Here is a 25,442-nt window from a genome sequence, read left to right on the forward strand (position 1 = left end):
CTAGGACTGCACGGTCTGATGCGAGGCCCGGTAGAGCCGGGCTTCGCCCATCAAAGCAATCAACAGATCGACGTGATGGGCAATGGAATAGCCTGCATCCCCTTGTTGGCGGGCATCATTCACGACACTTTCCTGTTCCATTAACTGCATGAGCGCCGCTGCATTGCGGGGTAGAGCACCGTACCCCAAGTGTGGCCTCAGGTGCAGTTCGCGCTGATACTCGTCAACACCCAGTCGTGCTGCCCGTATCAAAAGGCGCGGGCGACGGAGGTCGTTCAGCATGCTCAACAGGTCTTTCATGGCAGAGTCCTTTCTTTGGATTGCCATCAAAGAAACACAACCTATGCGGGTGTTGCGTTGCGCGGGATTTCGGCGAACGGCAGGTTTTGCCACTGTTTATCATTTGGAAACAATCATCTGAAATGACCAAGATATTAACAGCTGGGTAACAAATCGCGCCTAGTTTGTGGATAATTTTAGGGAAAACCTGTGGGAAAACAGGTGAACCTAACTGACCTGTATGGGATGGAAATGGGCTTAATTGGACAGATCTCGAGTGCAGAGAATTGGTTGCCCGACGCGGCAACACGGTATCTTTTGCACACAGAACACGGGCTTTCGATCCGCGAAATTGCGCGGTCTCAAGACTGTCATCCCTCGACTGTTCTACGGCAAATCCGGAAGTTCGAAACATTGCGCGATGACCCTTTAATGGACGAAGCGTTGGCGAATGCGTCGACATTTGTTCGTCCTGAGGGACCCGAGAACTTGCAGGAGCGCGCAGCCATGACCGAAACTGAGACACTGAACATTGATCGCTTACCAGATGCCGAAACCCTAAAGCGCGAAGGGCTGCGGGTTCTGCGCCGGCTGTGCGAAACCGGGGCCGTTCTGGCGGTCGCCAAGGACATGGAAAAGGCCGTAATCGTTAGGGAAGCTGAGGGGGCGACGGCGCGGACTGGCGTCGTAGACCGGGCGGTGGCTCAGGCGATGGTGCTGAAAGACTGGATATCATGCAGATCACCGGGGCGGATTTCACGCTATCACATCACCGCAGCAGGGCGGTCGGCCTTGAACACTATGCTGGCCGAAGCAGAAAACCAGGCTCAGGGTTTCGCCGAGGCACAAGTCGGGTTTGAGGGGGCCGCACCGATCGCACAAGGCATGCGGTTTTCCGTGGCGGATTCTCCGTTAACCGCCTTGGCTCGGCGCCGGGATCGCGACGGCAGTCCGTTTTTGCACGAAACCCTTGTTGCGGCCGGCGAGCGGCTGCGAGAAGATTTTGAGCTGGCTCAGATGGGACCGCGAGATGCGTCCAACTGGAAGCGCTTTCTCAGCGGTGAAAACCGGTTTGGATATGTGGCGGACCAAGGGGTCACCGGGGCTCCGGCGATGGCGCGGGAGCGTGTGGCCCAAGCTGTCCGCGAGTTGGGTGATGGGTTGGCGGATGTGGCGTTGCGCTGCTGTTGTTTCCTGGAAGGTCTGGAAAGCGCGGAAAAGCGCCTGGGCTGGTCAGCCCGTTCCGGCAAAATTGTGCTCAGAATCGCGCTAATTCGGTTGAGTGAATATTATCGTTCACAAGCTGGGGGTGCAGGGCGTATGATCGGATAATACCCTCCGGGGTGTTTCGCTTGAAGTTTTGAGCCAACAGCGAGCGAAAGGACGGCGCGTTCAAAAACTGAGCGCGCCGTTCCTTTGTCTGACATAAGACCAAAAAAAACGGCCCGTGTGAGATCGCACAGGCCGCGTTTCGTTCATCTTATACGAATATCAGGCAACGTTGGCTTTTGCCGACTTGAGATACTCCATCAACGTTTCCGGAGAAGAGACGCCATAGGGGTCTTCGCCGTGGTTGTCTGCAAGGCCGGGCTCTTCGAACCATGCTTCGATGGTGCCGTCGTTCACGATGGCAGCATAGCGCCACGAGCGCGCGCCAAAGCCCAGGTTGTCCTTGGCGACCAGCATGCCGATCTTGCGCGTAAACTCACCCGAGCCATCGGGGATGACCTTTACGTTGTCCAGATTTTGGCTCTCGGCCCATTTGTTCATGACAAAGCTGTCGTTGACGGACATGCAGTAAATGTCGTCGATGCCCAGTTCACCGAACTCCGCAGCCATTTTTTCAAAGCCGGGCAATTGGTAGGTCGAGCAGGTTGGGGTGAAGGCGCCGGGCAGCGAGAACAGGATCACGCGCTTGCCTGCAAAGTAGTCGTCCGAGGTCATGTCCTGCCAGCGGAACGGGTTTGGACCGCCCACAGCTTCGTCGCGAACGCGGGTTTTAAAGGTGACTGCGGGAACTTTGACGCCTGCTTGCATGGGGATACTCCTGATACCGTATTGAGTGTTCGAAGCGTCACTTAAAATGATTCTAAACCGGGTTCAATGTGGCATCGCGCCTCTTGAAAAATTTGGTGCGCATTCTTAGCACAACAGCATGCTTTGCGCGGAAATCTGCTGTTGAAGCGCTGCAGATTATCCAGCTCTTCAAAGCATTTACGTGCGGTCGTTAGTGTAAGGGCCGCGCGTTAATTGCCCGGTGTCATATCCACAATGGTCGGCTCCCGATCACCGCTCGTCTCAAAGACAATCATCTCGTTGCCCATGTTCGCAAAATCGATTTTCTTCATATCCACCATGTGAACCGTCCGGTCATACATCGTGTGGTAGTAGAAAACGAGGTTTAGGCTGTCACTTGCGGTGGTGATCTGTGTGGCGCTGTACAGCAAGTCGTCGGACTGAACATCATCCTGTGCACCCTCGGCGGCATCGGCGGGAATGTTGAAATTGTCGAGAATACGAAACGCCTCGCGCACGGTGTCATAGCCGTCTGTGGTCTTTCGTGCGGTTTGTGAAAAGGCAACAGCACGGACAAAGCGCGATGGCGGAGTAAAGTCACCCGGCAGTCCGATCATGCCACTTCCGGCACCCAAAGGGGCAAAAGTCACACCGCTTGCTTCTACGGATGGCACGCCCAAGGCCGACAAGTTCACAAAGTTATTGAGATTGGTCATGTGCCAGTCGTAGTTCGGCGAATTGGTGATAACGCCAAGCGGCGCGTCAAAGACGGTGAGTTCACCGTCGATGTACTCAATGACAATACGTCCTCCGAACCGGTCGGCCACCAACATGTGAAAAGGAAATGGAAACCCGAGCGTTTCATCCACAACGCCGACGACACGCACATTTTCCAGACCAGCTTGTGCTTCCTCTACTGTTTCAAATTGCGAAAGCACATAAGAAGCCAACAGGTCGCCGGGAATCGTATTGTCTGCGAGCTCTGGCAGGTATTCTTGATACTCAGTGAACCCCGGGAGGTAAAACAACCCCGCCGTCAACCCGGCTTCGTTGATGCCATCGGCGGGCGCACCGTGATCGAGCATGCTGATGCCAACCATACCAAAGCGCCCGGTCCAGGCCGCGCCCTCCTGACCGTCCGGCATTTCTCCGGCAGAGTAGGTGAAGTCTCTGGGAATAATATTGATCTTGGTTTCAAGGTCGAATGGCCCCCATTCGGCAGTGCGTGCGCGAATGATGCTGCCATCCTTTCCGCTCAGCATAATGCCGGTGCAGGCCCAGGCCACTGAAACAGACGCGACGAGCGCAATGCTGGTCCGCGCAGCCGCTTTGATAATTCCAGAAATGGTCATCGTTCTCTCCCGATCAATGTCTTTCTCAAATGATCGAGCATCCTATGGCAAAGTCAATAAAGCGCACGAGCAAGTCATGGCTTAGACGGGGGCCACGGCGGAAAGCGGCTGACCGCTTTAGTCATAGGTTGTCTCGTCCCGCATATCAGCCATGCGTCTCTGGTGGTTTCTTGGGGCGCAAACTATGGTATGCAGCGTGAAACCTGAATTGACCCGAGGGCAAGAGCTTTGCGTGACCTGAAAATTCCTGAACAGCGCCACCCCGAAAAGGCGCATCGCCCTGACAATGCGCAGCCGCGCAAACCCAAGTGGATTCGTGTCAAAGCGCCGACGGGCGAGGGCTATAACGCCACTCGTAAAATCATGCGTGAGAACAATCTGGCGACGGTCTGTGAAGAGGCAGCCTGTCCAAACGCTGGCGAATGCTGGTCACAGGGCCACGCCACCATGATGATTATGGGCGAGATTTGTACCCGCGGCTGTACTTTCTGCAACATCGCGACAGGTAAGCCCAACGCTCTGGACACGTTTGAACCGGGCCGGGTGGCTGAAGCCGTTAAGAAACTGGGTCTGAACCACGTGGTGATCACTTCGGTCGATCGGGACGATCTGACGGATGGTGGGGCAGAGCATTTTGCACAGACCATCCGTGCCATTCGGCACCGTAGCCCGGCGACGACGATTGAGATTCTGACACCCGACTTTCTAAAGTGCGCCCCGGAAGTTCTCGAAGTTGTCGTCGCAGCGCGACCGGATGTGTTCAACCACAATCTCGAAACCGTTCCCGGGCTCTATCCCAAGGTGCGCCCCGGTGCGCGGTATTTCCATTCTCTGCGGCTGTTGCAGCGGGTGAAAGAGATGGATCCCTCAATTTTCACCAAATCCGGCATTATGGTTGGCCTGGGTGAGGACAAACTGGGCGTTCAGCAAGTCATGGATGACATGCGTGCGGCAGATATCGATTTCCTGACGATCGGCCAGTACCTGCAGCCAACCCCGAAACACCACGGTGTGGATCGATTTGTGACCCCGGAAGAGTTCAAAGCCTATGAGACAGCCGCCTATGGCAAGGGGTTCCTGATGGTGTCTGCGACACCGCTTACCCGTTCGTCTTATCACGCCGGTGACGATTTCGCCCGACTGCGCGCCAATCGTGAGGCCCAGTTCGCCGAAGGGTAAAGCCCGAACGCATCTGTGCCGCTCTAACGCGGAGGGCTGGTGTCAGTAATCGAGGCGCCAGCCAAAAGTCAGCGAGTAAAGCGGGTCATCGATAAGGTTAAAGTCGCCTCCCGACAGGGCAACATAGGCGTTGTCGGTAATGTCATAGGTGAGTGTGGCGCTTTTCCACGTGTCCCCAAAGCTGGCCAGAGTGCTGTACATCAACTCGATATTCAGCCGTTCTGTAATGTCGAAATCCATTCCGGCGTTGTAAAACTCACCCCTGAACCCGCTGCCGTCGTCATAAGTGCGATACAGCAAGCTGCCGCCAAAACGTCCCCAGTCTCCGACCGCCGAGAAATAGGCCGAGGTCTCGTCGTCTGTGGTTTCTCGTTCCAGACCAACGCCCAGCGTGTAGACATCGATTTGATGGGTCAGCGCAAATTGAAGATAGGTGTCGGTGGTGCCGTCTGTTTCTTGCGTAACCGATGCACCGACACGTGTGTTCCCCCATTGACCGTCATAGCGCAGCCCGTGGAAATTGTTGGCATCCAGATAAATGTCTTCAAAAGCCATCGAATGAAAAAACGTCGGGAAGTAATACTTTGTGGCGTAATCCGAAACAAAATCTGCGGCCTCAAAGTAGTCTTCGATCACCAGCCGGGGGCGACCAATCTGGAACCGGCCGATATCAGTGGTGGCGGTGATTGTCGCAAAGGCCATGTAGGTGCTGTCATAAAACCCTGAATCAAATCGGGTGCGTGAGCCGTCGAGCCCGATCTCAAAGGACCAGATATCGTCAAAGCGATAACCCAGCGTGAAATCACCGCTCAGGGCGTGCCAATCGGTGCCGTCACTTTCAAGGAAATGAAACGCAATCTCTCCGTCCGAAAAAAACTGCGCCTGTGCCGACGTTGCAGCCAAAAGCCCTGCTGCAATGGTTGTACCAAGACGTTTCATGCTAGTCCTGTCCGCTTGTCCCGATCCTTTCTTCTGTGATCGGGTGGACCAAGACAAATCTTCAATTGGGAAAACGTGCCGCCGTCATAAATCGGCAACATCTTTAGAAGCGGCTTTTTTCGACACGTGCCCAATCGGGCCAGAAACCTAGGTATTCGATCAAGCCAAGAATCAGGCATAACAAGATGATTGCCGCAAACAGCTTTACCCGCGCTGCCGAGGGCGGACTCTGCGCAAATCGTTTCATGCGCATGAGATGGCGCAGGTTCATTCGGTGAACCGCACCTTGCCGATGTAGGGCAGGTTGCGATTGCGTTGGGCAAAGTCGATGCCATAGCCCACAACAAATTCATCGGGAATCGAAAATCCGATCCAATCGGCCCGGATGTCGGCTTCGCGTCGTGAGGGTTTGTCCAAGAGCGCGATGGTTTTAAGTCGCGCAGGTTTGCGTGATTCAAGAATATGCACCACGTGGGTCAGCGTGTGACCGGTATCGACGATATCTTCGACAACCAGCACGTCGCGCCCTTCAATTTCGCCTCTTATGTCCTTGAGAATGCGGACTTCCCTGCTGCTCTCCATCGAGTTTCCGTAGGAGGACGCCTCGAGAAAATCGACCTCAACAGGCAGTTCAAGTTCGCGAACGAGATCGGCGATGAAGACGAAAGAACCTCGCAAAAGCCCCACGACCACCAGCTTGTTCGTGCCTTCGAACTCGGTTGCGATCTCTTCGCAAAGCTCTTCAATGCGCGCTGCAATGGACTTGGCCGAGATCATTTGATCGATGACATATGGACGCTCTGGCATGACACCCCCTTGATTTTCCGAGCGCAGCATACGAAATGCGGGGCCACTGTCCATGTGAAATCAGGCCATGCCAACCCATTCTGAAACCCGCACCCTGCCGTATACCGCCCAACAGATGTATGATCTGGTGGCGGATGTCGCGTTATATCCACAGTTTTTGCCGTGGTGTGCCGCCGCGCGTATTCGTTCTGTGACGCCCAAAGAAAACTCGCGAGAGATGCTGGCTGACCTTGTGATCTCGTTCAAAGTGTTCCGGGAAAAATTTGGCAGCCGGGTGCTGTTGCACGACGCCGCGCGGTCTGTGGATACAGAGTATCTGGATGGTCCGTTCAAGTTTCTGAAATCCACGTGGGATTTCAAGGATGTTGAAGGCGGATGCGATGTGTCCTTTTTTGTGGATTTTGAATTTCGCAACGTGATCCTGCAAAAGGCGATTGGGCTGGTCTTTAACGAGGCGATGCACCGGATCGTGGCGGCCTTTGAAAAACGGGCCAAGGACTTGTACGGCTAGGCGCAGGGGTGCACAGTCGCCTCAAAACCAGAGGTGAGCCATGCACACAGCCGAGAAGATCGCCAGATATGCCTTTCAGACTTACGAAGATGCCTTAACGGACAACGTGTTGGACGTCATGCGCCTGTCTTTGTTGGACTGGGCGAGCGTGGCCCGCGCCGCAGTGGCGGAACCAGTCGCGATCGCAGCCTGGGCAATGGAGCACAGCAACGGTGGATATGGCGTGGCCAGCGTGATCGACCGTAAGATCCAGCTGCCCATGCGTGGTGCGGCAATGGTCAATGGCGTGTTGGGTCATGCGCTGGATTACGACGATACGCATTTTGCCCACATCGGACATGTCAGCGCCGTTGTCTTGCCCGCCGTGCTGGCGGTGGCCGAAGATCAGGAGGAAAGCCTTGATGCGGCTCTCAGGGCGACTGTGGTCGGGGCAGAGGCGGCCATTCGCACCGGTCTGTGGCTGGGGCGTCCACATTACGAGGCCGGGTTCCACCAAACTGCCACGGCAGGGATATTTGGCGCCACCGCCGGCGCCGCTGCGTTGATGCGAGATCTGAGTTCCACCGAAGTCGCTCAGGCCGTGGCCCTTGCAGGCAGCCGGGCCGGGGGCCTCAAGGCGCATTTTGGCACGATGGCCAAACCCTATCATGCGGGCATGGCGGCAGCCGGGGCTGTTGAGTCGCTGATGGCGGTGTCTTACGGGGTCGAGGCTAACCCGGCGGCGCTGGACGGTCCTCTGGGCTATGGCGTGATGCATGGCGGTATCTGCGATGCCACCGCTTTTGACGCAAAGGGTTACCTGTGGCCTGCGGTATCGCACAAGCTGCATGCCTGTTGCCACGGCACGCACGCCGCGATCGAGGCGTTGCGTGGCTTTCAGGGACAAGCGGTCGAGGCGGTTGAGATTGCCGTGCATCCGCGCTGGCTGGATGTGTGCAATATCCCGGCACCCCAAACCCGGCTTGAGGCCAAGTTCAGCTTGACCCTGACGGGGGCTATGTCGTTGCTTGGCTTGCCACTGACCACGGATCAGAGCTTTGAAGAAAATGTCATCCTCAGTGCCGAGGTGGTAGAGCTTCGCGACAAGATCACCGTGGTTGGAGACTCTGAGCTGGCGGATACGGCAGCGGTGGTTCAGGTTCAGACCGGTGGTAAGGTCGAGACAGCGCACCATGATCTGGCCGATGTGGCGGATTTTGCCACTCGCAAAGCCCGCGTGCGCGAAAAATCCCATGCCTTGATAGGTGCGGACCTGTCGGATGCTCTGTGGGAAGAGATCACAAGCCCAAACCTGCCCAGCGCCAGACGATTTATGGAAGTTCTGCAATCCCAGGATTGATGGCTCGCGCGCAGACACAAAAAAGGGCGGACCCCGCAAGGTCCGCCTTCTGTCCGTCCTGAGTTTCGCGCGTCAGGAATTCCAGTCGTAAGCCCGTTCGCCGTGGGCACTGAGGTCGAGACCATTTACCTCGGTCTCGGCGTCGACGCGCAGCGGCGTGATCAGGGCCACGACTTTGACCAGCACCACGGTCACAACCACCGTAAATGCGCCAACCACGGCCAGACCGCCCAGTTGTGCGGCCCATGTGCCTTGGCCAAACACCGCGATCATGATTGTGCCAAAGATGCCGCCGACACCGTGGACCGCGAAGACATCCAGCGTGTCGTCAATTTTCAGCATGTTGCGGATCACGTTGACGGCCTCTTGGCAGAGAATGCCAGCGACGGCACCAATTACCAGGGCTTCGACCGGGCCAACAAAGCCTGACGCCGGGGTGATCGAGGCCAGACCCGCGATGGTGCCGGTGACCAGACCTACTAGCGAGGCTTTGCCGTACTTGATACGCTCCCAGAGCGCCCATGACAGCGAGGCTGTCGCGGCCGAGATATGTGTGACGGTCAGCGCCATTGCCGCGCCACCATCGGCTGCCAGTTGCGAGCCGCCATTGAAGCCGAACCAACCGACCCACAGCATGGCTGCGCCGATCATCACCATCCAAGGCGCGTGCGGCGGTGTCGTGCGATGCTTGCGCGGTCCAAGGAACACGGCCACGATCAATGCCGCGATCCCTGCAGTCTCATGCACCACAATGCCGCCTGCAAAGTCGCGCACGCCGATCTCGCCAAAGATACCGCCATCAGCCAGCATTCCGCCGCCCCAGATCCAGTGCACCACGGGGGCATAGCACAAGAGCATCCAGAGCCCAGAGAACAACAGCACGAAGCCAAAACCGATGCGCTCAACATAAGCACCAACGATCAGCGCAGGTGTGATGATCGCGAAGGTCATTTGAAAGGCAAAGAACAAAACCTCGGGCAAGGTGCCCGACAGACTGTCAGCTGTGACACCTATCAGGAACATCTTGCCAAGGCCGCCCCAAAGGCCGGTTTCACCGCTGCCAAAGGCGATTGTGTAGCCAAAGGCCAGCCACAGAATGCTCATCAAACAGGCGATGGCATAGGTTTGCATAAAGACGCTGAGCACGTTGCGCGCTCGTACAAGCCCGCCGTAAAACAGTGCCAGACCTGGGAGTGTCATGAACAGGACCAAGGCTGTCGCCACGATGATCCAGGCGGTGTCCGCTCCGTTCATTGTCCCTTCCTTTCCGTATTTGTGATGATTTGAGCGTCACAAAGCGCAAAAGGATGGCGAATTAAAAATGCAAACGGCTTTGAGTGCGCCTGAAACATGGGCGTTTTGCAAAGTGCCCAAAAAATGGGCGCCTAAGCTTGGGCAGTGCTTGATTTCGCGCCGCTAGGCGGATGCGGCACTGAGAAGAAGCTTCAATGCGTGATTCCGTGCGGCCTCGCGCACCTTGTCACGCCCCGGCGCGCCGAACTCGACGGTTTCGACCTCGCAGCTGTTGCGTGTCGCGATCCCGAAGCACACGCGCCCCTCGGGTTTGAACTCGGACCCACCGGGTCCGGCAATGCCCGTAACGGACACGGCGAGGTCAGCATCACTGTTGACCAGCGCGCCAAGCGCCATCTCGCGGGCCACTTCTTCGGAAACGGCACCTACGGCGGCCAAGGTTGCCTCACGCACGCCCAACATCTCGGTTTTGGCGGTATTCGTGTAGGTGACAAAGCCACGGTCCACCACGGCAGACGATCCGGCGACGTCCGTGAGCGCAGCCATGACCATGCCGCCTGTGCAGCTTTCAGCAGCCGTCACGCGCAAGCCCTTGGCCTCACAAGCGGTTAGAACGTCGCGCGCAAGGCTCATACACCAAAGACTCCGTGCCACAGAAAGGCCAATAACCCGGTACAGATCGCCGCCATGATGCCCGCGATGACATCGTCCAGCATCACACCCAGCGCGTCGCCACGCCGATCAGCCCAGCCAACAAGCCATGGCTTGGTGATGTCGAAATAGCGAAACAAGGCAAAGCCGGCGATCCACCCGGGATAGAGTTTGAGCGGATCCAATCCTGCATGCCAGGCGCCGTAGCTGACCAGCAACAGGGCAATCCACTGGCCCGCAACCTCGTCTATGACAATCTCGCTGGGGTCGTGATCTTCAGCGCCACGCGTTGCTTCGGCGGTGGCCCACCACCCGATTAAAAAGACCAGTACCGTGGCAATGGCAAGCAAGGGAAAGCCGCCGATGTAATGCAACGCCAGCGCCATCAAAACGCCGACACCTGAACCCCAGGTACCGGGGGCAGGGCGGATATGGCCAACACCAAAGACGGTTGCGATCAGTTTGCTCATGTTTTCACCAATGTCGCGGTGGCAATCGCCGCAATCCCTTCTTCGCGGCCCGTAAAGCCCAGCCGCTCGCTTGTGGTTGCCTTGACCGAGACCTGATCCGGTCGCAGACCCATGACGTCTGCCATGCGCGCCATCATCGCAGCGGCATGCGGTCCGATCTTGGGCTGTTCGCAGATCAATGTGCAGTCGATGTTAGAGATGGCATAGCCCTTATCCGACGCCAACTGAACCGCGTGGCGCAGGAAGATCGCGCTGTCGGCATCTTTCCACTGCATCTCGGACGGGGGGAAGTGCCGACCGATGTCACCTTCGGCCAGGGCGCCATAAATCGCATCTGTCACCGCGTGCATGCCAACATCCGCATCCGAATGGCCCTTGAGTGCACGCGTATGCGGAACCTGAACGCCGCACAGCGTCACGTGATCTCCATCCGTAAAGGCGTGCACGTCAAAGCCGTTGCCTAGCCGTATATCCATAGTTCCTCGCAAAATGCGTTGCATCCGGGCGAAATCGCCGGGCGTTGTGATTTTGAAGTTGGCCTCATCACCGGATACGATGCTGACCTGCAGACCCGCTGCACGCGCCACTTCAACATCGTCGGCCGGCATGCCGGTATAGGCCGCATGTGCGGCGCGTATCTCATTGAAATGAAAGCCTTGTGGCGTTTGGGCGCGAAACAGGCCCGTGCGGTCTTGGGTGCCGGTCACGTGGTCATTCTCACCATGCCAAAGCGCGTCAGTGACGCCTAAAGCCGGGGCTGCTCCGGGCGTAGTGTCCAGCGCTGTGATTACATCGGAGATGATTGCAGACGTGACGCCCGCGCGGGCCATATCGTGAATCAGAACGTGGGTGATGCCACGGCCTTCTAGCGCCTCAAGCCCGGCGCGCACTGACGCATCTCGTGTCGCGCCGCCATGCACGTAAGGCACGTCTAGAGAGAGTGCCTCAGCCTCATCATCGGCGTGGGTGACGGCAAGAATCTCATCCACCTGAGGGTGGTCCTCAAAAGCTTGAATGGTCCAATCCGCAACACGTCGCCCCGTCAAAAGGCGCCATTGTTTCGGCGCACCCGAGCCAGCGCGCGTTCCCCTGCCTGCGGCCACAAGCAGCGCGGCGATTTTTCTGGGCGTTTCAGTCATGGGGTCTATCTAAATCCTGCGTGTCTGAGAGGCAATCGACCCTTGGTAATTGATTAAAAATTAGGCAATGGTGGAAATTTGCCACAAAATGGGGCGAGTATTCATTGAGGCTCGTCTGGTTTCCGGCTAGCACAGGGGCATTGCACAAGGATTGAGCAGGTGACCTTGAGTCTTGCGAACATAGAATTGGACCTGCCGGTCCTTCTGGCCCCGTTGGCCGGAATCACTGACTTGCCGTTCCGCGAGTTGGTTTCGTCCTTTGGGGCGGGTCTGGTGGTGTCGGAAATGGTCGCCAGTCAGGAAATGGTGCAGTCAAAGCCCGGTGTGCGCGAGCGTGCCGAACTGGGATATGACAAGGCCAACACCTCGGTGCAGATTGCCGGGCGCGAGGCTTATTGGATGGCCGAAGCCGCCCGCCAGATCGAAGCCAACGGCGCGCGGCTCATTGATATCAACATGGGGTGCCCTGCGAAAAAGGTGACCTCAAGCTCTGGCGCAGGGGCCTCAGGCTCAGCTCTGATGAAAGATCTCGACCACGCGATAAGCCTGATTGAGGCGGTGGTGCAGGCGATCTCAATCCCGGTCACTCTGAAAACCCGACTTGGCTGGGACGATCACATGCGCAATGCAGCCGAACTCGCACGTCGGGCCGAACTGGCGGGCGTCCAGATGGTGACCATTCATGGCCGCACCCGCTGTCAGTTTTACAAAGGCACCGCCGATTGGTCTGCAATTCGCGAGGTCAAAGAGGCTGTTTCAGTGCCTGTGATTGCCAATGGCGACATTCTGGGCGTCGACACGGCGCGCAAAGCTTTGGCGCAATCGGGTTCGGACGGGGTCATGATCGGACGCGGTGCTCAAGGCCGCCCGTGGTTGCTGGCTGACGTGGCGCATCAGGTTTTTGGCACGCAAGCCCCTGACATTCCAATTGGAAATCACTTCGTGGACATGGTTTCAGGCCACTACGAAGCGATGTTGAGCTTCTACGGAGTAGACCTTGGTAGCCGCGTCGCGCGGAAACATTTGGGATGGTACATGGATGATGCGCGAACCCCGAAAGAGTTGCGTCGAAGGGTTCAGACGTCGCGCTCACCCAAGGAGGTTCTGGCCCTTTTGCCCGATGCACTGTTCGGTGATGACGACCGAAAGGATGCCGCATGAGTGACGCCCCAGCCATTTGGAACTCACTGCCAGTCCCGGCGGTGCTGGTTGATGAGAACGATCTGATTGCCGAAATCAATCCAGCGGCAGAAAGCTTTCTCAACGCCTCAGCCAAATCTATGCGTGGAGTTCCGGTCTGGGACAAGATCACCGTAGATGCACCGTTGGAAGAGGCCTTGGAACGCGCCCGCGACCACGGCACCCCGATCTTTGTCAATGACGCAGATATCGGCACAGGAGAAGGGCCGCCCGTACAGGGCAATTTGCAGATTGCCCCGGTGTCTGGCGAAGCAGGGCATATGTTGATCCTGATCACCTCGCGCGAATTGGCCGGGCGTCTGACGCGCTCACAAGGGGTGAAGTCATCTGCCAAATCGGCCATCGGCATGGCAGAGATGCTGGCCCACGAGATCAAGAATCCGCTGGCGGGGATCACTGGCGCGGCGCAGCTTTTGTCGATGAACCTTTCGCCGGAAGACCTTGAACTGACGGATCTGATTGTTGAAGAAAGCCGGCGCATCGTAAAACTGCTGGAACAGGTTGAGCAGTTCGGCAATCTGTCGCCACCGCAAAAACAGGCGGTGAACATCCACGACGTGCTGGATCGCGCGCGGCGTTCGGCCGTTGTCGGGTTTGGCGCGCATATGACCATCGTCGAAGAATACGACCCCTCGCTACCCTTGGCGCAAGGCGATGCGGATCAACTGCTGCAGGTGATCTTGAACCTGTTGAAGAACGCATCGGAAGCCGCTGGGGATAAAGGGTTAATTAGGCTTAAAACCTACTACGAACACTCGTTTCGCCTGCGCCGATCGGATGGCAGTGGGCAGGCCTTGCCCTTGCAGATCGAGGTGATCGATGACGGTCCCGGCTTGCCACAGGACATCAGGGGCGACGTGTTCGACCCGTTTGTGTCCGGTCGTGAGAACGGCACCGGATTAGGCCTGGCTTTGGTCAGCAAAATTATCTCGGATCATGACGGGTTGATTACGGTGGATTCCGCGCCCGGCCGCACCGTGTTCCGCATTTCCCTACCACGTCTGCCTCGCGAGGCAGAACTTCCCACGAAGGAGAGCCTCTGATGGATGGCACCGTTCTTGTTGCGGATGATGACCGCACGATCCGCACAGTTTTAACGCAGGCGCTGACGCGCGCCGGCTGCAAGGTGCATGCCACATCATCCCTGACAACGCTGATGCGATGGGTGAACGAGGGAAAAGGCGATGTGGTGATCACCGACGTGATGATGCCGGATGGCAATGGTTTGGAAATGTTGCCCAAGATCTCCGAGGACCGCCCGGGACTGCCGGTGATCGTGATTTCGGCACAAAACACCATCATGACCGCCATTCAAGCGGCCGAGGCCGAAGCCTATGACTACCTGCCGAAACCCTTTGACCTGCCCGACTTGATGAAACGCACGTCCAAGGCGCTCGAGGTTAAACGGCGTGTACCCACGACGCCACAGGCGGATGGGGATCGTCCGGACGAGTTGCCTTTGGTTGGGCGCACGCCGGTCATGCAGGCGCTTTACCGGCTGGTTGCCCGGGTGATGAATACCGACTTGCCCGTGTTGATCTCTGGTGAAAGTGGCACAGGTAAGTCATTGATCTCCAAAGAGATTCATGATTTTTCAGACCGCCGCACGCTGCCGTTTGTCGTGGTGACTGCTTCGGATTTGACCGATATCGAAGGACCTGCTCGTGTGCTGGCCAAGGCCAAGGGCGGCACCATCCTGTTCGACGAAATCGGTGACATCGACGACGAGGTGCAAGCGCGCATTGTTCGTATGATCGATGGCCCCGGTGAACATGCCCCTCGGTTTATTGCGACCAGCCAGAGCAATCTGGCGGACGCGATGGACAAAGGAACTGTGCGGCAAGATCTGTTCTACCGTTTGAATGGCGCTACGATCCATGTGCCGTCTTTACGTGAGCGGGTTGATGATATTCCGCTTTTAGTCGCACATTTCTTGTCTCGTTCAGAACGAGACGGGGCGCCGATGCGTGTCTTTTCTTCAGAAGCCATTGAGCTGTTCCGTGCCTATAGTTGGCCTGGCAACGTGCGGCAGTTGGAAAACGCAGTGAAACGTCTGGTGCTGACCGCGCGCGCCGAAGAGGTTTCGCTGCCCGAAGCCGAAGGTGTTTTGGGCTCGCAGCCACAAGCTGGGCCGCTCTTGGGGGGAGAGGATACCGAGAAACTGTCCGCTTCGGTGGCGCGCCATTTGCGTCGGTATTTTGATCTGCATGGCAATATGCTGCCGCCTGCCGGTCTGTATCAGCGTATTCTGCGCGAGATTGAGATGCCGTTGATTGAAATTGCACTGGATGCCACCGGAGGAAATCAGGCTAAATGTGCCGATCTTCTGGGCATCAACCGCAATACTTTGCGCAAAAAGATCACCGATCTGGATATTCACGTGACACGGCGCCGCAAGTTGATGTAAAACTGCCACATAGCGTGGCCGATTTGCCTCAGTGAGGCAGGATAAGGCCCGAAAAACATTGGCGGTGCGTTCTTTCGAGGGCGCGAATCGATTGAGGAAGTCGGGTGAACACCCTGGCAAAAACCAGTCATTGGACCCGTTTGCGCAGACTGCGCAGACAGCGGCGTGTGCAAAATATTGCCACCTGGACGTTGGTCGCGTTGGGGCCCGTTTTGGTGCTTGCGACGTTCCTTGTTCTGGGGCCGATGAACCAAGGGCCGTCTTCGTCGTCATTGCGGCTTATTCTGCTGATCGACTTTGTTTACGTGATGGCTGTCGCTGCCCTTGTGGCGCAAAAGGTCGTGCGCATCGTGGCATCACGCCGGTCGCATTCTGCAGGGTCACGGTTGCACATGCGCCTGACCGGGGCTTTCGCGATTCTGGCACTCTTGCCGACAGTAACGGTCGCGATTTTTGCTGTGCTGACTGTGAATACTGGCCTTGAGGGGTGGTTTTCAGACCGGGTTAGCCTGGCCGTTGGCAACTCGGTCTCTGCGGCCGAGGCATATGAAGAAGAGCATGTTCGCGACCTCCAGACCGATGCCGACGCGTTGGCCCAGTTTTTGGACGGCAACCGGCGACAGACGTTCTTTCTGGATGACGGCGATCTCCGCGTGCTTTTGGCGGCTGGACAGGGACAAATTCAACGCGGCCTGAAAGAGGCCTATGTCATTGACGGGACGGGTGAGTTGCGGGCGCGTGGCGAGCGGTCTTACCTGTTCAACTACACGCGTCCAACCGAAGACGAAATCGCACTGGCCACAGAAAGTGGACGCCATGTGATACGTGATCTCGAAGCCAATGAGCTACGAGCGTTGGTGCGCCTAGATGCCTTTGTGGACCGGTTTCTATATGTAAGCCGCGCGGTCGACGGGCAGATTTTTGCGTTGTTGGATGAGACCAAGGCCACAGCGCAACTCTATAACCAACTTGAGAGTGAGCGCGGTCGTCTGTTGTTCGAGTTCGGCCTTGTCTATCTGGGCTTTGCGGTGATCCTGATTCTGGCGGCAATCTGGATGGGGCTTTGGTTCGCAGAACGTCTTGCGCGCCCTGTCGGGCGTTTGGCCGGGGCGGCGCAGCGTGTTGGATCGGGTGATCTCGATGTGCAGGTGGTCGAAGAGGATGGTGATGATGAGATCGCCATGCTGGGCCGCTACTTCAACCAGATGACGCGTCAACTCAAAGGACAGCGCGCGACGCTCTTGGAGAACACCAGCCAGATTGAACGGCGCCGGCGATTGTTTGATTCCGTTCTGAGTTCGGTGACATCGGGCGTGGTCGGGCTGGATCCTCAGGGGCGAGTGGCCTTTGTGAACCGCTCAGCCGAACGACTGTTGGACTGGACTGAAACGCACGAAGACATGTTCATCGGTGTGGCGGTGCCAGAGTTTGGTGCGCTGTTTGAAGGTTTGTCCACCGGCACGGACGAAGTTGTTCAGAGCGAGATCAAGGTGACGCGGGCAGGGCGGTTGGAAAACCTGTTGGTGCGCATGGCCACACGCCGCGGTCAGGACGGCGCACTTGAGGGCTATGTTGTGGCCTTTGACGACGTAACAGATCTCGTCAGCGCACAGCGTATGGCCGCGTGGGGCGACGTTGCACGCCGGATTGCCCATGAAATCAAGAACCCTTTGACGCCAATCCAGCTGTCGGCGGAACGTATCAAGCGCAAATTTGCCTCGTGTGTGGGGGATGAGAGTGACAAGCTGGAGCAGATGACCGAAGTGATCGTTCGTCAGACCAACGATCTACGCCGCATCGTCGATGAGTTCTCAAAATTTGCTCGTATGCCCGAGCCTGAACGCCGCACTATTGATCTGATCCCAACCCTGTCCAGCATCGTGTTGCTGCAAGAAACCGGACAGCCCAAGGTGCAGTTTAAAAAAGAGATCTGCAATGGTCCGCTTATGGCGGATCTGGATGAGACAATGATCTCTCAGGCCTTGACGAACCTGTTGAAGAACGCAGGTGAAGCTATTGAAAGCCTAGAGGAAAAGGGCGCGCCAGCCGGGCTCGTTCCAATGGTACATGTCTCCTGTACCGTAGAGGACGGGCGCGCCGTGATCCGCATCGCAGACAACGGCATTGGGTTGCCGCAGGATCGGGCACGCCTGTTTGAACCCTATGTCACCACGCGCGAAAAGGGCACAGGCCTGGGCCTGCCGATCGTGAAGAAAATAATTGAGGAACATGGCGGTAGCCTGATCCTTGAGGACGCACCGGTGTTTGAGGGCAATGCCCATGCCGGAGCGATGGCTGTCATTCGTTTGCCGCTGGCCGCGAGCCCTGATGCAGACGAACAAGAATAAGAACTGAGGTGTTGAGATGAGCGATATTCTGATTGTCGATGATGAACGGGACATCCGAGAACTGATTTCGGACATCCTAGAGGATGAGGGCTATTCCACGCGACTGGCGGGCAATTCCGATCAGGCCATGCACGAGGTCACGTCGGAACAGCCTTCGCTGATGATCCTCGATATCTGGCTGAAAGACAGCAACATGGACGGGATCGATATCCTGAAAGTGGTCAAACGCGACTATCCGGATGTGCCGGTGGTGATTATTTCGGGGCACGGGAATATCGAAATCGCAGTCGCTGCGATCAAGCAAGGGGCGTACGACTTTATCGAAAAGCCCTTTAACATCGACCAGTTGCTGGTGGTCATTCGCCGCGCGATGGAGACGTCCCGCCTGCGCCGCGAAAATCTTGAACTCAAACGTCAGGACACGCGCCCGACTGAGATGATAGGCGAAAGCTCGGCTTTCCGCACGATGATCAGCCAGTTGGACAAAGTGACCAAATCCAATGGCCGCGTGATGCTGACAGGACCGGCGGGTGTCGGAAAAGAAGTGGCCGCGCGCTACATCCACGCCAAGTCAAACCGGGCGTCGGCGCCCTTTGTCACGGTGAGCTGCGCCGGGATGGAGCCGGACCGGGTTGAAGAGTTGTTGTTTGGGCGTGAGAGCGGTGAGCGCGGTGTCGAGCCGGGACTGCTGGAACAGGCCAATGGTGGTGTGATCTATTTTGACGAGGTCGCGGACATGCCGATGGCTACGCAATCCAAAATCCTGCGTGTTCTGGTGGATCAACAATTTCAAAGGGTTGGGGGCAGCGACAAGGTGCGCGTCGACCTACGGGTTGTCTCTTCGACCACGCGCAACCTTGAGGCCGAAATTGAGGCCGAAACTTTCCGTCAGGAGCTTTTCCACCGACTGAACGTCGTGCCAATTCCGGTACCCTCTCTGGAGGAGCGCCGCGAAGATATTCCTGTCCTCGCGTCGCATTTCATCGAGATGTTTAACGCCAGCCAGGGCTTGCCATTGCGAGAGATGTCGGAAGAGGCAGAGGCATTGATGCAGACCATGCTGTGGCCGGGCAATGTTCGCCAGCTGAAGAACCTGATTGAGCGCGTGTTGATCCTGGGCGACGGTAGCGGCCCGATTGAAGCACGAGAGCTGCCCGGTGACACCGAGGGCGACGCCGAAGAGGGGCGTGTGGTGCTGTCTGGTGCCTTGGCGACCTTGCCTTTGCGCGAGGCCCGCGAAGCATTCGAGCGTGAGTACTTGCTGACCCAAATCAATCGCTTTGGTGGCAATATCAGCCGCACGGCCAATTTTGTCGGCATGGAGCGCTCGGCGCTACACCGTAAACTGAAATCGCTGGGTGTGGTGACGTCGAACAAGTCCGGTGCGCGTGTCGCCCACGTCGAAGGTGGGGACGAGGCGGACGCCGAAGCTGAAGCCAGTTAATACAGGCCTAGCTCGCGGGTTGGTTCAGGTCGATCAGTACGCGGCCGCCACCGTCCTGTTTAACGGCGCAAATCGATGGCCCGATGGGCGGTGAGGTGGTTAGCGGCTTGTAGCCGCGCCCGGCGATCTGTTCTTCCTTACAGTAAGGAATGGACACGCGTTCGTAGCCTTGTTGTTCCATGCATTGACGTTGCACGCTGAAACGACGGCCTTCGTTTGCATCGTACGTCTCATAGTACCCTCCGACGACCCTACCATTTGCGCCAAAGATGGGAATCCAATCGCGGACGATAATCACCGGAACGGTGTTGGCGGCAAATGTATTGCATTGAGCGCGAGTTACGTTGGTTTCTTGTGTTGTTGCGCCGACTTTGTACATTGGCGTGTATTCCAAACAGCCCGTCAGCATTGCCGAGATAGCCAAGATCGAAAGGGGTCGTTTCATAAAGATGATCCTTGGCTTACAAAGGTTTCGAAAGGTCGATCAGCGTCCAGCCACCACCTTCGAGTGTCACAGCGCAAATACTTGGTGAGGGTTGCGGAGAACGCGTGATTGGCGCGAAAGAGCCGCTTGCCAGTTGCTCACTCGTACAGCGTGGGAATGTATTAGGCTCATAGCCCTTGATCCGCATACACTGATTGCGATGCTGATTGCGCATCCCCGAATTGACGTCTGACGTATGGACAATCCCGATACCGCCACCCCAGCCGCCGCCCCAGTATCCCACCGTCGCAGTGGGGTAGGTGTTGGGCCAGTTGGCAGCTGGAAACAGTTGATTTGCCTCGACATCGCATTCCGCACGGTCCCGGTTTACACGGTCGACACTTGCGCCCGGCTTAAGAAACGCTTGATAGCTATTGCTGGTACAGCCCGTCAAAATCAGGGCAGACACCGTTAGAACACTCAGAAACCTCAGATACACCCGCATGAACCACTTCCTTTAACTGTGGGAATGAAAGCGCATTGCAGGGGGTGCGGTCAATGGTTGTGTTTGACCTTGGCGGGGGGTTCTGTCATGCCTTGGGAACACCCGAAGAGGCCCAATCCAAAGAGGCATGTCATGAAGGTTATTATCTGTGGCGCCGGTCAGGTTGGATGGCAGATTGCGCGCCACCTTTCGGGCGAGCGCAACGATGTCACCGTTGTTGACAACAACCCCGATCTTGTGCGCCGTGCGACGGATACACTGGACGTACAGGGGATTGCCGGTTTTGCCAGCTACCCGGATGTTCTAGACCGGGCAGGGGCCAATGATGCCGACATGATCATTGCCGCGACCTATTCCGACGAGGTCAATATGGTGACCTGCCAGGTCGCGCACTCGGTCTTTGCCATTCCACGTAAAATTGCTCGATTGCGCAGTCAGTCTTATCTCGAAGCGATCTATTCTGACCTTTACCGGCGGGATCACATGCCCATCGATGTGGTGATTTCACCCGAGCAAGAGGTTGCAGAGGCGGCGTTAAAACGCCTGTCCGCACCGGCGGCTTTTGACACGGAAACCTTTCTGGAAGGCCGGGTTCAGATGCTTGGCCTGAAACTGGACGAAGGGTGTCCTGTGGTGAACACGCCATTGCGTCAGTTAACCGACCTTTTCTCAACCCTACAGGCCGTTGTGGTTGGCGTGCGGCGTAAGGGTACGCTGTTTGCGCCCGAGCCGGGTGACCAGTTGTTTGTCGACGATGAGATCTACGTGTTTACTATCCAAGAAGACATTAGTCGTACACTGGAAGTCTTTGGCAAGGATCAGAAAAAACAAGATCGAGTCTTGTTGATTGGGGGCGGGAATGTCGGTCTGATGGTCGCCCAGAAACTGGAAGCAAGCGCTACTCGGATCCGAGCCAAGGTGATTGAGCGCAGCCGCAAAGTGGCCGAGCGCGCTGCCGAAGCACTGGAACGCACCATCGTCCTTCACGGGGACGGTTTGGATGCCGCGATCCTGTCTGAGGCTGGAATTGACCGCACAGACGCGGTGCTGGCCGTCACGGATGACGATAAGGTCAACCTCTTGGCGGCCGTACGGGCCAAGTCACGCGGCTGTCCGATGGCCGTGGCGCTGGTCAATGACCCAACGCTGGTACCCTTGATGGGGCCATTGGGCATTGATGCCTATATCAACCCGCGCGCCACCACCGTCAGTTCGATTCTGCGTCACATCCGGCATGGTCGGGTGCGGGACGTCTATTCAATTGGCGACGCCGAGGCCGAGATCATCGAAGCCGAAGTGCTATCGACGTCCCCCATTGCAGGTCAACAGGTTCGCGATGTCGACTTTCCCGAGGGTGTGCTGATCGGGTCCATCCTCAAAGGTGACAAGGTTTTGAAACCCAAGGGCGGCACACGCATCGAAGAGGGGGATGTCATCGCCCTGTTTGCGATGGCCAAGGACGTTCCAGAAGTTGAGCGCCTGTTGCAGGTCTCGATCGACTTCTTCTGATCTGATGTTCGCGCGCCTGTCCCGATTGCCCCTGTTTTTGCTGTTCTTCGGACTGGCAGGTATGGCGATGCTGGTCCCGGCTGTTTATGCCGGGGTGCTGCATGAATCGCATGAAGGGCGAGCCTTTCTATACAGCGCGATCCTTGTTCTCTTCTTCTTTGGGCTTATTGCCCTTGCGATCAGCGATACGGGCCGCGCCCCGCGCACCGTAGATTTCTTGATCTCTCTGTTCTTGGCCTTTGCCGTGTTGCCTCTTGTCCTGGCCTTGCCGTTCTGGTGGGGTCTGGCGACCACCACATACCTTAACGCCTATGTTGAGATGTTGTCGTCCTTCACCACCACCGGCGCCACGTTGTTTGACACGCCCGGCCGTCTGTCACCGCCTTTGCAGCTGTGGCGCGGTCTTGTCGGCTGGCTGGGTGGATTGTTGATGTGGATTGCGGCGGCGGCGGTCTTTGCACCCCTCAGCCTTGGCGGCTTCGAAGTCACGACCCGCGCCGACCCTGGGATTGACGAAAGCACGCAAGCGCACGTTGGGGCCGCGCATCCGATGAAGCGGTGGCAGCGTGGCTGTGTCGCCTTGGTGCCAATCTATACCGGTCTGACTGCGATGGTCTGGATCATGCTGATGGTGCTGGGCGAAGAGGGGCTGACAGGCCTGATGCACGCCATGTCGGTGATGGCAACAAGCGGAATTTCACCAGTGGGTGGTTTGGAAAACGCCAAGGCCGGCGCGGGCGGAGAAGTGGTGTTGTTCTTGTTCATGTTGTTTGCCCTGTCGCGCACAACATTTTCCGCAGACACCGGTGCCGTTCGGCGCGAGTCAGTGCTGAAAGATCACGAATTTCGCTTGGGATTGGTCATTGTGGTGGCTGTTCCGACCTTCCTGTTCCTGCGTCACTGGGTCGGAGCTTATGAGATTGACGACTTGCAGGACGCCACGAGTTTTGTGCGCGCGGCTTGGGGATCGGTTTTTACAGTTTTGAGTTTCCTGAGCACGACGGGCTTTGCCAGCGCCGAGTGGCAAGCGGCGCAAAACTGGTCCGGATTGAACACGCCGGGCCTGATCCTGATGGGGCTGGCCATTGTCGGAGGTGGGGTTGCGACCACGGCCGGTGGGGTCAAGCTTTTGCGTGTTTATGTGCTGTATTTGCAGGGCCTTGGCGAAATTCAGCGCCTTGTGCACCCCTCGATGGTGGTGGGCCAAAGCAAGGCCTCGCGCCGCATCCGCCAAAAGGGCGCCCAGATCGCTTGGGTGTTTTTCATGCTGTTTGCCTTGTCGTTGGCCTTTGTCACCATTGCACTGGCCGGTTTTGGAGCCAGCTTCGAGGATGCGCTGGTTATGGCGATTGCCAGCCTGACCAACACGGGCCCGCTGGTTGAGGTCGCCGCCGAGACCCCGATTGATCTGGTGTCACAGAGCAGTGGGCTGAAACTGGTCTTATGTGCGGCGATGGTTCTGGGGCGGCTAGAGACCTTGGCCATTATCGCGTTGATGTCGACTGATTTGTGGAACAGATAACCGCCACATCGGGCTGATTTAGCGGTCGTGCTCGGCGCGTTTAGGTAATTTTGTTGCTCAAATGATGCGGTTTTCGGGGTAACGGCGGCGTGATCTCGCTTTTAGGGGTGGAAACTCTGCAGAGCGCATTACATAATCGCCTCTATTGCACCCGTGGCACCCAACAAGAACAAAGGCAAACGCGATGGCTTCGGATCGACAAAATCTCCAAGACGCATTTCTAAACCACGTCCGTAAGACGAAGGTTCCTGTAACGATTTTTCTGATCAATGGTGTGAAACTTCAGGGCGTTATTACCTGGTTTGATAACTTCTGTGTGCTTTTGCGCCGGGATGGTCAAAGCCAGCTGGTCTATAAACACGCTATTTCAACCATCATGCCGGCTCAGCCGATCAGCCTTTATGAGGGTGAAGACGCCTCTTGATGGAGCACGAAGCGCAGGTTACCCGAGCTTGGGTTCTGCATCCCGATATTTACGGCGCCGATCAACGGCGTGAGGCCTCTTTCGCTTTGGAAGAGGCCGTTTCGCTTGCCGATGCACTGGCCCAGCTGGAAGTTGTGGGCGCCACGGTTGTGAAGCTGCCCAAGGCCCATCCGGGCATGTTGTTTGGATCCGGTAAGATCGAAGAACTGGGCGCATTGTTCAAATCCAATGATGTTGAACTTGTCCTGATCGACGGTCCCGTCACACCTGTGCAGCAACGCAACCTTGAAAAAGCGTGGAAAGTGAAACTGCTCGACCGGACCGGGCTGATCCTTGAGATTTTCTCGGATCGCGCGCGCACTCGCGAGGGTGTGCTGCAGGTTGAGATGGCGGCATTGTCCTATCAACGCACGCGCCTCGTGCGGGCTTGGACCCACCTTGAACGTCAAAGGGGTGGTCTGGGCTTTGTGGGCGGACCGGGTGAAACCCAGATCGAGGCCGACCGCCGCGCCATTGATGACCAACTGGTACGCCTGCGCCGGCAATTGTCCAAAGTCGTGAAAACGCGCGAGCTGCATCGAAAAGCCCGCGCCAAAGTGCCGTTCCCGATCGTGGCTCTGGTGGGTTACACCAACGCTGGGAAATCCACACTGTTCAACCATGTCACAGGCGCAGACGTTATGGCCAAGGACATGCTGTTTGCCACGCTCGACCCGACAATGCGCGCGGTCGAGCTGCCGGACGGCCCCGAAGTGATCCTGTCAGACACGGTTGGGTTTATCAGCGATCTACCCACCGAACTGGTCGCGTCGTTCCGAGCCACCCTCGAAGAGGTGCTGGCCGCCGATCTGATCCTGCATGTGCGCGATATTGCCCATCCGGACACAGAAATGCAGTCCGAAGATGTGCACGACATCCTGAACTCGCTTGGCGTTGGATCCAGCGCAAAAAAGATTGAAGTTTGGAACAAGATTGACCTCTTGGAACCAGAACAGGGCGAGGCTATCCGGGCGCGGGCCGACCGCGATGATGAAATCTTTGCCGTGTCCGCTGTGACTGGAGAGGGGCTCGAAGCCCTTTTTGAGGCCATTACCAAGGCTCTGGCGGCGGATAAGACCGAAGAGGTCCTGGATCTCGATTTTGCCCAAGGCAAACAGCGCGCATGGCTGTTCAAGGAAGGCGTTGTTGAAGAAGAAATCCAGGACGAGACGGGCTTTCACCTGCGGGTACGCTGGACTGCCCGCCAAGCGCGCAAGTTCGAGGGCCTGTAAGCAGCTATCGGCAATCGGGCCGGAGTTGGCCCTCAATCTGACCTCCCAAATAGCGCCCCCCCCCACACAACCCAATTGCGTATCTGATAGGTGTCCGCCGATCAGGCGGATCGCCTGTCGCGTCGAACGGCAATAGCAATACCCCCACTCGGATCACGACGCTGCACTCACATTATGAGAACCTATCGCTTCGCAAAAAATAATACCCGACAAAAATAATCGGATTTACATAACTGACTAAATAACTCAGGTTATGGGAATTCGAGAACGACTCGCATTTTCACCATTCTGGCGGACGCAGGGCATGATGAGACAGTTAGACGGTAGAGACCGCAATAATGATCGGGACCAGCTTTGCCTCGTTGACGTGTTGACCGAGATCCCTTGGCCAAATGACTGGTGCTTTGAGACGCTTCTCAACAGGATCGCAAACCGACAAGAGGACAAGCAGC

The 25,442-nt window shown here is 57.1% G+C and carries 24 protein-coding genes; 13 read left to right on the plus strand and 11 right to left on the minus strand.

Translation table 11 applies throughout. From position 1 onward, the window contains the following. Positions 1-300, minus strand: a complete 300-nt coding sequence (locus tag Q0932_RS05855; protein ID WP_299350485.1) for a DUF6477 family protein — start codon at positions 298-300, stop codon at positions 1-3. A gap of 201 nt (positions 301-501) precedes the next feature. Between Q0932_RS05855 and Q0932_RS05860 the strand changes: the two genes are divergently transcribed. Further along, the gene (locus Q0932_RS05860) at positions 502-1,611 is read left to right on the plus strand and encodes a DUF6456 domain-containing protein (protein WP_366141390.1); all 1,110 of its coding nucleotides are present in this window, start codon (positions 502-504) and stop codon (positions 1,609-1,611) included. Between the two features lie 159 nt (positions 1,612-1,770). Here the strand turns inward: Q0932_RS05860 and Q0932_RS05865 are convergent, their stop codons facing one another. Beyond that, positions 1,771-2,316, minus strand: a complete 546-nt coding sequence (locus Q0932_RS05865) for a peroxiredoxin (RefSeq protein ID WP_299350486.1) — start codon at positions 2,314-2,316, stop codon at positions 1,771-1,773. Between the two features lie 209 nt (positions 2,317-2,525). Then, complete coding sequence (locus Q0932_RS05870) at positions 2,526-3,647, minus strand: linear amide C-N hydrolase (RefSeq protein ID WP_299350488.1); 1,122 nt, start codon at positions 3,645-3,647, stop codon at positions 2,526-2,528. A gap of 228 nt (positions 3,648-3,875) precedes the next feature. Here Q0932_RS05870 and lipA point away from each other — a divergent pair, with 228 nt between their 5' ends. Further along, the gene (gene lipA, locus Q0932_RS05875; protein WP_299350489.1) at positions 3,876-4,826 is read left to right on the plus strand and encodes a lipoyl synthase; all 951 of its coding nucleotides are present in this window, start codon (positions 3,876-3,878) and stop codon (positions 4,824-4,826) included. A gap of 42 nt (positions 4,827-4,868) precedes the next feature. Here lipA and Q0932_RS05880 read toward each other — a convergent pair whose 3' ends face one another. Both Q0932_RS05880 and hpt read right to left on the minus strand, forming a co-directional pair. Then, positions 4,869-5,765, minus strand: a complete 897-nt coding sequence (locus Q0932_RS05880) for a hypothetical protein (RefSeq protein ID WP_299350491.1) — start codon at positions 5,763-5,765, stop codon at positions 4,869-4,871. A 267-nt stretch (positions 5,766-6,032) separates the two neighbouring features. Then, a complete protein-coding gene (gene hpt / locus Q0932_RS05885; RefSeq protein ID WP_299350493.1) occupies positions 6,033-6,572 on the minus strand; it encodes a hypoxanthine phosphoribosyltransferase in 540 nt (179 codons plus the stop codon). A gap of 67 nt (positions 6,573-6,639) precedes the next feature. On the opposite strand from hpt, the gene Q0932_RS05890 reads away from it, so the two are divergent. Together Q0932_RS05890 and Q0932_RS05895 are read left to right on the plus strand one after the other, a co-directional pair. After that, the gene (locus Q0932_RS05890) at positions 6,640-7,083 is read left to right on the plus strand and encodes a type II toxin-antitoxin system RatA family toxin (RefSeq protein WP_299350495.1); all 444 of its coding nucleotides are present in this window, start codon (positions 6,640-6,642) and stop codon (positions 7,081-7,083) included. Positions 7,084-7,123: 40 nt separating this feature from the next. Next, positions 7,124-8,422, plus strand: coding sequence for an MmgE/PrpD family protein (locus Q0932_RS05895; RefSeq protein WP_299350496.1), 1,299 nt, complete (start codon positions 7,124-7,126; stop codon positions 8,420-8,422). Between the two features lie 72 nt (positions 8,423-8,494). On the opposite strand, the gene Q0932_RS05900 is transcribed toward Q0932_RS05895, so the two are convergent. The 4 genes from Q0932_RS05900 to Q0932_RS05915 all read right to left on the minus strand — a co-directional run bounded on the left by Q0932_RS05900 (position 8,495) and on the right by Q0932_RS05915 (position 11,936). Beyond that, positions 8,495-9,676, minus strand: coding sequence for an ammonium transporter (locus Q0932_RS05900; RefSeq protein ID WP_299350498.1), 1,182 nt, complete (start codon positions 9,674-9,676; stop codon positions 8,495-8,497). A 162-nt stretch (positions 9,677-9,838) separates the two neighbouring features. Continuing rightward, a complete protein-coding gene (locus tag Q0932_RS05905) occupies positions 9,839-10,309 on the minus strand; it encodes a CinA family protein (protein ID WP_299350499.1) in 471 nt (156 codons plus the stop codon). Then, positions 10,306-10,797 carry a phosphatidylglycerophosphatase A gene (locus Q0932_RS05910; RefSeq protein ID WP_299350500.1) on the minus strand — a complete coding sequence of 164 codons (492 nt, stop codon included), beginning with the start codon at positions 10,795-10,797 and terminating at the stop codon, positions 10,306-10,308. The genes Q0932_RS05905 and Q0932_RS05910 overlap by 4 nt, the downstream gene beginning before the upstream one ends. Beyond that, positions 10,794-11,936 (minus strand): bifunctional 2-C-methyl-D-erythritol 4-phosphate cytidylyltransferase/2-C-methyl-D-erythritol 2,4-cyclodiphosphate synthase, encoded by a 1,143-nt coding sequence (locus Q0932_RS05915; RefSeq protein WP_299350502.1) that lies wholly within the window; start codon positions 11,934-11,936, stop codon positions 10,794-10,796. Before Q0932_RS05915 ends, Q0932_RS05910 begins: the two co-directional genes overlap by 4 nt. Positions 11,937-12,095: 159 nt before the next feature. Between Q0932_RS05915 and dusB the strand changes: the two genes are divergently transcribed. From dusB to Q0932_RS05940, 5 genes are all read left to right on the plus strand, one after another. Then, positions 12,096-13,097, plus strand: coding sequence for a tRNA dihydrouridine synthase DusB (gene dusB / locus Q0932_RS05920; protein ID WP_299350503.1), 1,002 nt, complete (start codon positions 12,096-12,098; stop codon positions 13,095-13,097). Beyond that, the gene (locus Q0932_RS05925) at positions 13,094-14,179 is read left to right on the plus strand and encodes an ATP-binding protein (protein ID WP_299350504.1); all 1,086 of its coding nucleotides are present in this window, start codon (positions 13,094-13,096) and stop codon (positions 14,177-14,179) included. The genes dusB and Q0932_RS05925 overlap by 4 nt, the downstream gene beginning before the upstream one ends. Continuing rightward, positions 14,179-15,543, plus strand: a complete 1,365-nt coding sequence (locus Q0932_RS05930; protein ID WP_299350505.1) for a response regulator — start codon at positions 14,179-14,181, stop codon at positions 15,541-15,543. The genes Q0932_RS05925 and Q0932_RS05930 overlap by 1 nt, the downstream gene beginning before the upstream one ends. Positions 15,544-15,647: 104 nt before the next feature. Continuing rightward, positions 15,648-17,891, plus strand: a complete 2,244-nt coding sequence (locus Q0932_RS05935; protein WP_299350506.1) for a PAS domain-containing sensor histidine kinase — start codon at positions 15,648-15,650, stop codon at positions 17,889-17,891. Between the two features lie 16 nt (positions 17,892-17,907). Continuing rightward, positions 17,908-19,335, plus strand: coding sequence for a sigma-54 dependent transcriptional regulator (locus tag Q0932_RS05940; protein ID WP_299350507.1), 1,428 nt, complete (start codon positions 17,908-17,910; stop codon positions 19,333-19,335). 7 nt (positions 19,336-19,342) lie between these two features. On the opposite strand, the gene Q0932_RS05945 is transcribed toward Q0932_RS05940, so the two are convergent. Next, positions 19,343-19,780, minus strand: a complete 438-nt coding sequence (locus tag Q0932_RS05945) for a hypothetical protein (RefSeq protein ID WP_299350509.1) — start codon at positions 19,778-19,780, stop codon at positions 19,343-19,345. Between the two features lie 16 nt (positions 19,781-19,796). Next, a complete protein-coding gene (locus Q0932_RS05950; protein WP_299350511.1) occupies positions 19,797-20,264 on the minus strand; it encodes a hypothetical protein in 468 nt (155 codons plus the stop codon). A gap of 132 nt (positions 20,265-20,396) precedes the next feature. Between Q0932_RS05950 and trkA the strand changes: the two genes are divergently transcribed. From trkA to hflX, 4 genes are all read left to right on the plus strand, one after another. Then, complete coding sequence (gene trkA / locus Q0932_RS05955) at positions 20,397-21,773, plus strand: Trk system potassium transporter TrkA (protein WP_299350512.1); 1,377 nt, start codon at positions 20,397-20,399, stop codon at positions 21,771-21,773. A 61-nt stretch (positions 21,774-21,834) separates the two neighbouring features. Further along, positions 21,835-23,295: a potassium transporter TrkG gene (locus Q0932_RS05960; protein WP_299350513.1), complete on the plus strand. Its 1,461-nt coding sequence runs from the start codon at positions 21,835-21,837 to the stop codon at positions 23,293-23,295. Positions 23,296-23,479: 184 nt separating this feature from the next. After that, positions 23,480-23,719 (plus strand): RNA chaperone Hfq, encoded by a 240-nt coding sequence (gene hfq / locus Q0932_RS05965; RefSeq protein ID WP_008204623.1) that lies wholly within the window; start codon positions 23,480-23,482, stop codon positions 23,717-23,719. Beyond that, complete coding sequence (gene hflX, locus Q0932_RS05970; protein ID WP_299350516.1) at positions 23,719-24,990, plus strand: GTPase HflX; 1,272 nt, start codon at positions 23,719-23,721, stop codon at positions 24,988-24,990. Before hfq ends, hflX begins: the two co-directional genes overlap by 1 nt. Positions 24,991-25,442: the final 452 nt, after the last annotated feature.

Source organism: uncultured Shimia sp., from assembly GCF_947498095.1.
Taxonomy (GTDB): Bacteria; Pseudomonadota; Alphaproteobacteria; order Rhodobacterales; family Rhodobacteraceae; genus Shimia.

Coding starts and splice junctions, on each gene's coding strand:
- Q0932_RS05855 (WP_299350485.1), bottom strand. CDS start 300: ATGAAAGACCTGTTGAGCATGCTGAACGACCTCCGTCGCCCGCGCCTT.
- Q0932_RS05865 (WP_299350486.1), bottom strand. CDS start 2,316: ATGCAAGCAGGCGTCAAAGTTCCCGCAGTCACCTTTAAAACCCGCGTT.
- Q0932_RS05870 (WP_299350488.1), bottom strand. CDS start 3,647: ATGACCATTTCTGGAATTATCAAAGCGGCTGCGCGGACCAGCATTGCG.
- Q0932_RS05880 (WP_299350491.1), bottom strand. CDS start 5,765: ATGAAACGTCTTGGTACAACCATTGCAGCAGGGCTTTTGGCTGCAACG.
- hpt (WP_299350493.1), bottom strand. CDS start 6,572: ATGCCAGAGCGTCCATATGTCATCGATCAAATGATCTCGGCCAAGTCC.
- Q0932_RS05890 (WP_299350495.1), top strand. CDS start 6,640: ATGCCAACCCATTCTGAAACCCGCACCCTGCCGTATACCGCCCAACAG.
- Q0932_RS05895 (WP_299350496.1), top strand. CDS start 7,124: ATGCACACAGCCGAGAAGATCGCCAGATATGCCTTTCAGACTTACGAA.
- Q0932_RS05900 (WP_299350498.1), bottom strand. CDS start 9,676: ATGAACGGAGCGGACACCGCCTGGATCATCGTGGCGACAGCCTTGGTC.
- Q0932_RS05905 (WP_299350499.1), bottom strand. CDS start 10,309: ATGAGCCTTGCGCGCGACGTTCTAACCGCTTGTGAGGCCAAGGGCTTG.
- Q0932_RS05910 (WP_299350500.1), bottom strand. CDS start 10,797: ATGAGCAAACTGATCGCAACCGTCTTTGGTGTTGGCCATATCCGCCCT.
- Q0932_RS05915 (WP_299350502.1), bottom strand. CDS start 11,936: ATGACTGAAACGCCCAGAAAAATCGCCGCGCTGCTTGTGGCCGCAGGC.
- Q0932_RS05925 (WP_299350504.1), top strand. CDS start 13,094: ATGAGTGACGCCCCAGCCATTTGGAACTCACTGCCAGTCCCGGCGGTG.
- Q0932_RS05930 (WP_299350505.1), top strand. CDS start 14,179: ATGGATGGCACCGTTCTTGTTGCGGATGATGACCGCACGATCCGCACA.
- Q0932_RS05940 (WP_299350507.1), top strand. CDS start 17,908: ATGAGCGATATTCTGATTGTCGATGATGAACGGGACATCCGAGAACTG.
- Q0932_RS05945 (WP_299350509.1), bottom strand. CDS start 19,780: ATGAAACGACCCCTTTCGATCTTGGCTATCTCGGCAATGCTGACGGGC.
- Q0932_RS05950 (WP_299350511.1), bottom strand. CDS start 20,264: ATGCGGGTGTATCTGAGGTTTCTGAGTGTTCTAACGGTGTCTGCCCTG.
- trkA (WP_299350512.1), top strand. CDS start 20,397: ATGAAGGTTATTATCTGTGGCGCCGGTCAGGTTGGATGGCAGATTGCG.
- Q0932_RS05960 (WP_299350513.1), top strand. CDS start 21,835: ATGGCGATGCTGGTCCCGGCTGTTTATGCCGGGGTGCTGCATGAATCG.
- hfq (WP_008204623.1), top strand. CDS start 23,480: ATGGCTTCGGATCGACAAAATCTCCAAGACGCATTTCTAAACCACGTC.
- hflX (WP_299350516.1), top strand. CDS start 23,719: ATGGAGCACGAAGCGCAGGTTACCCGAGCTTGGGTTCTGCATCCCGAT.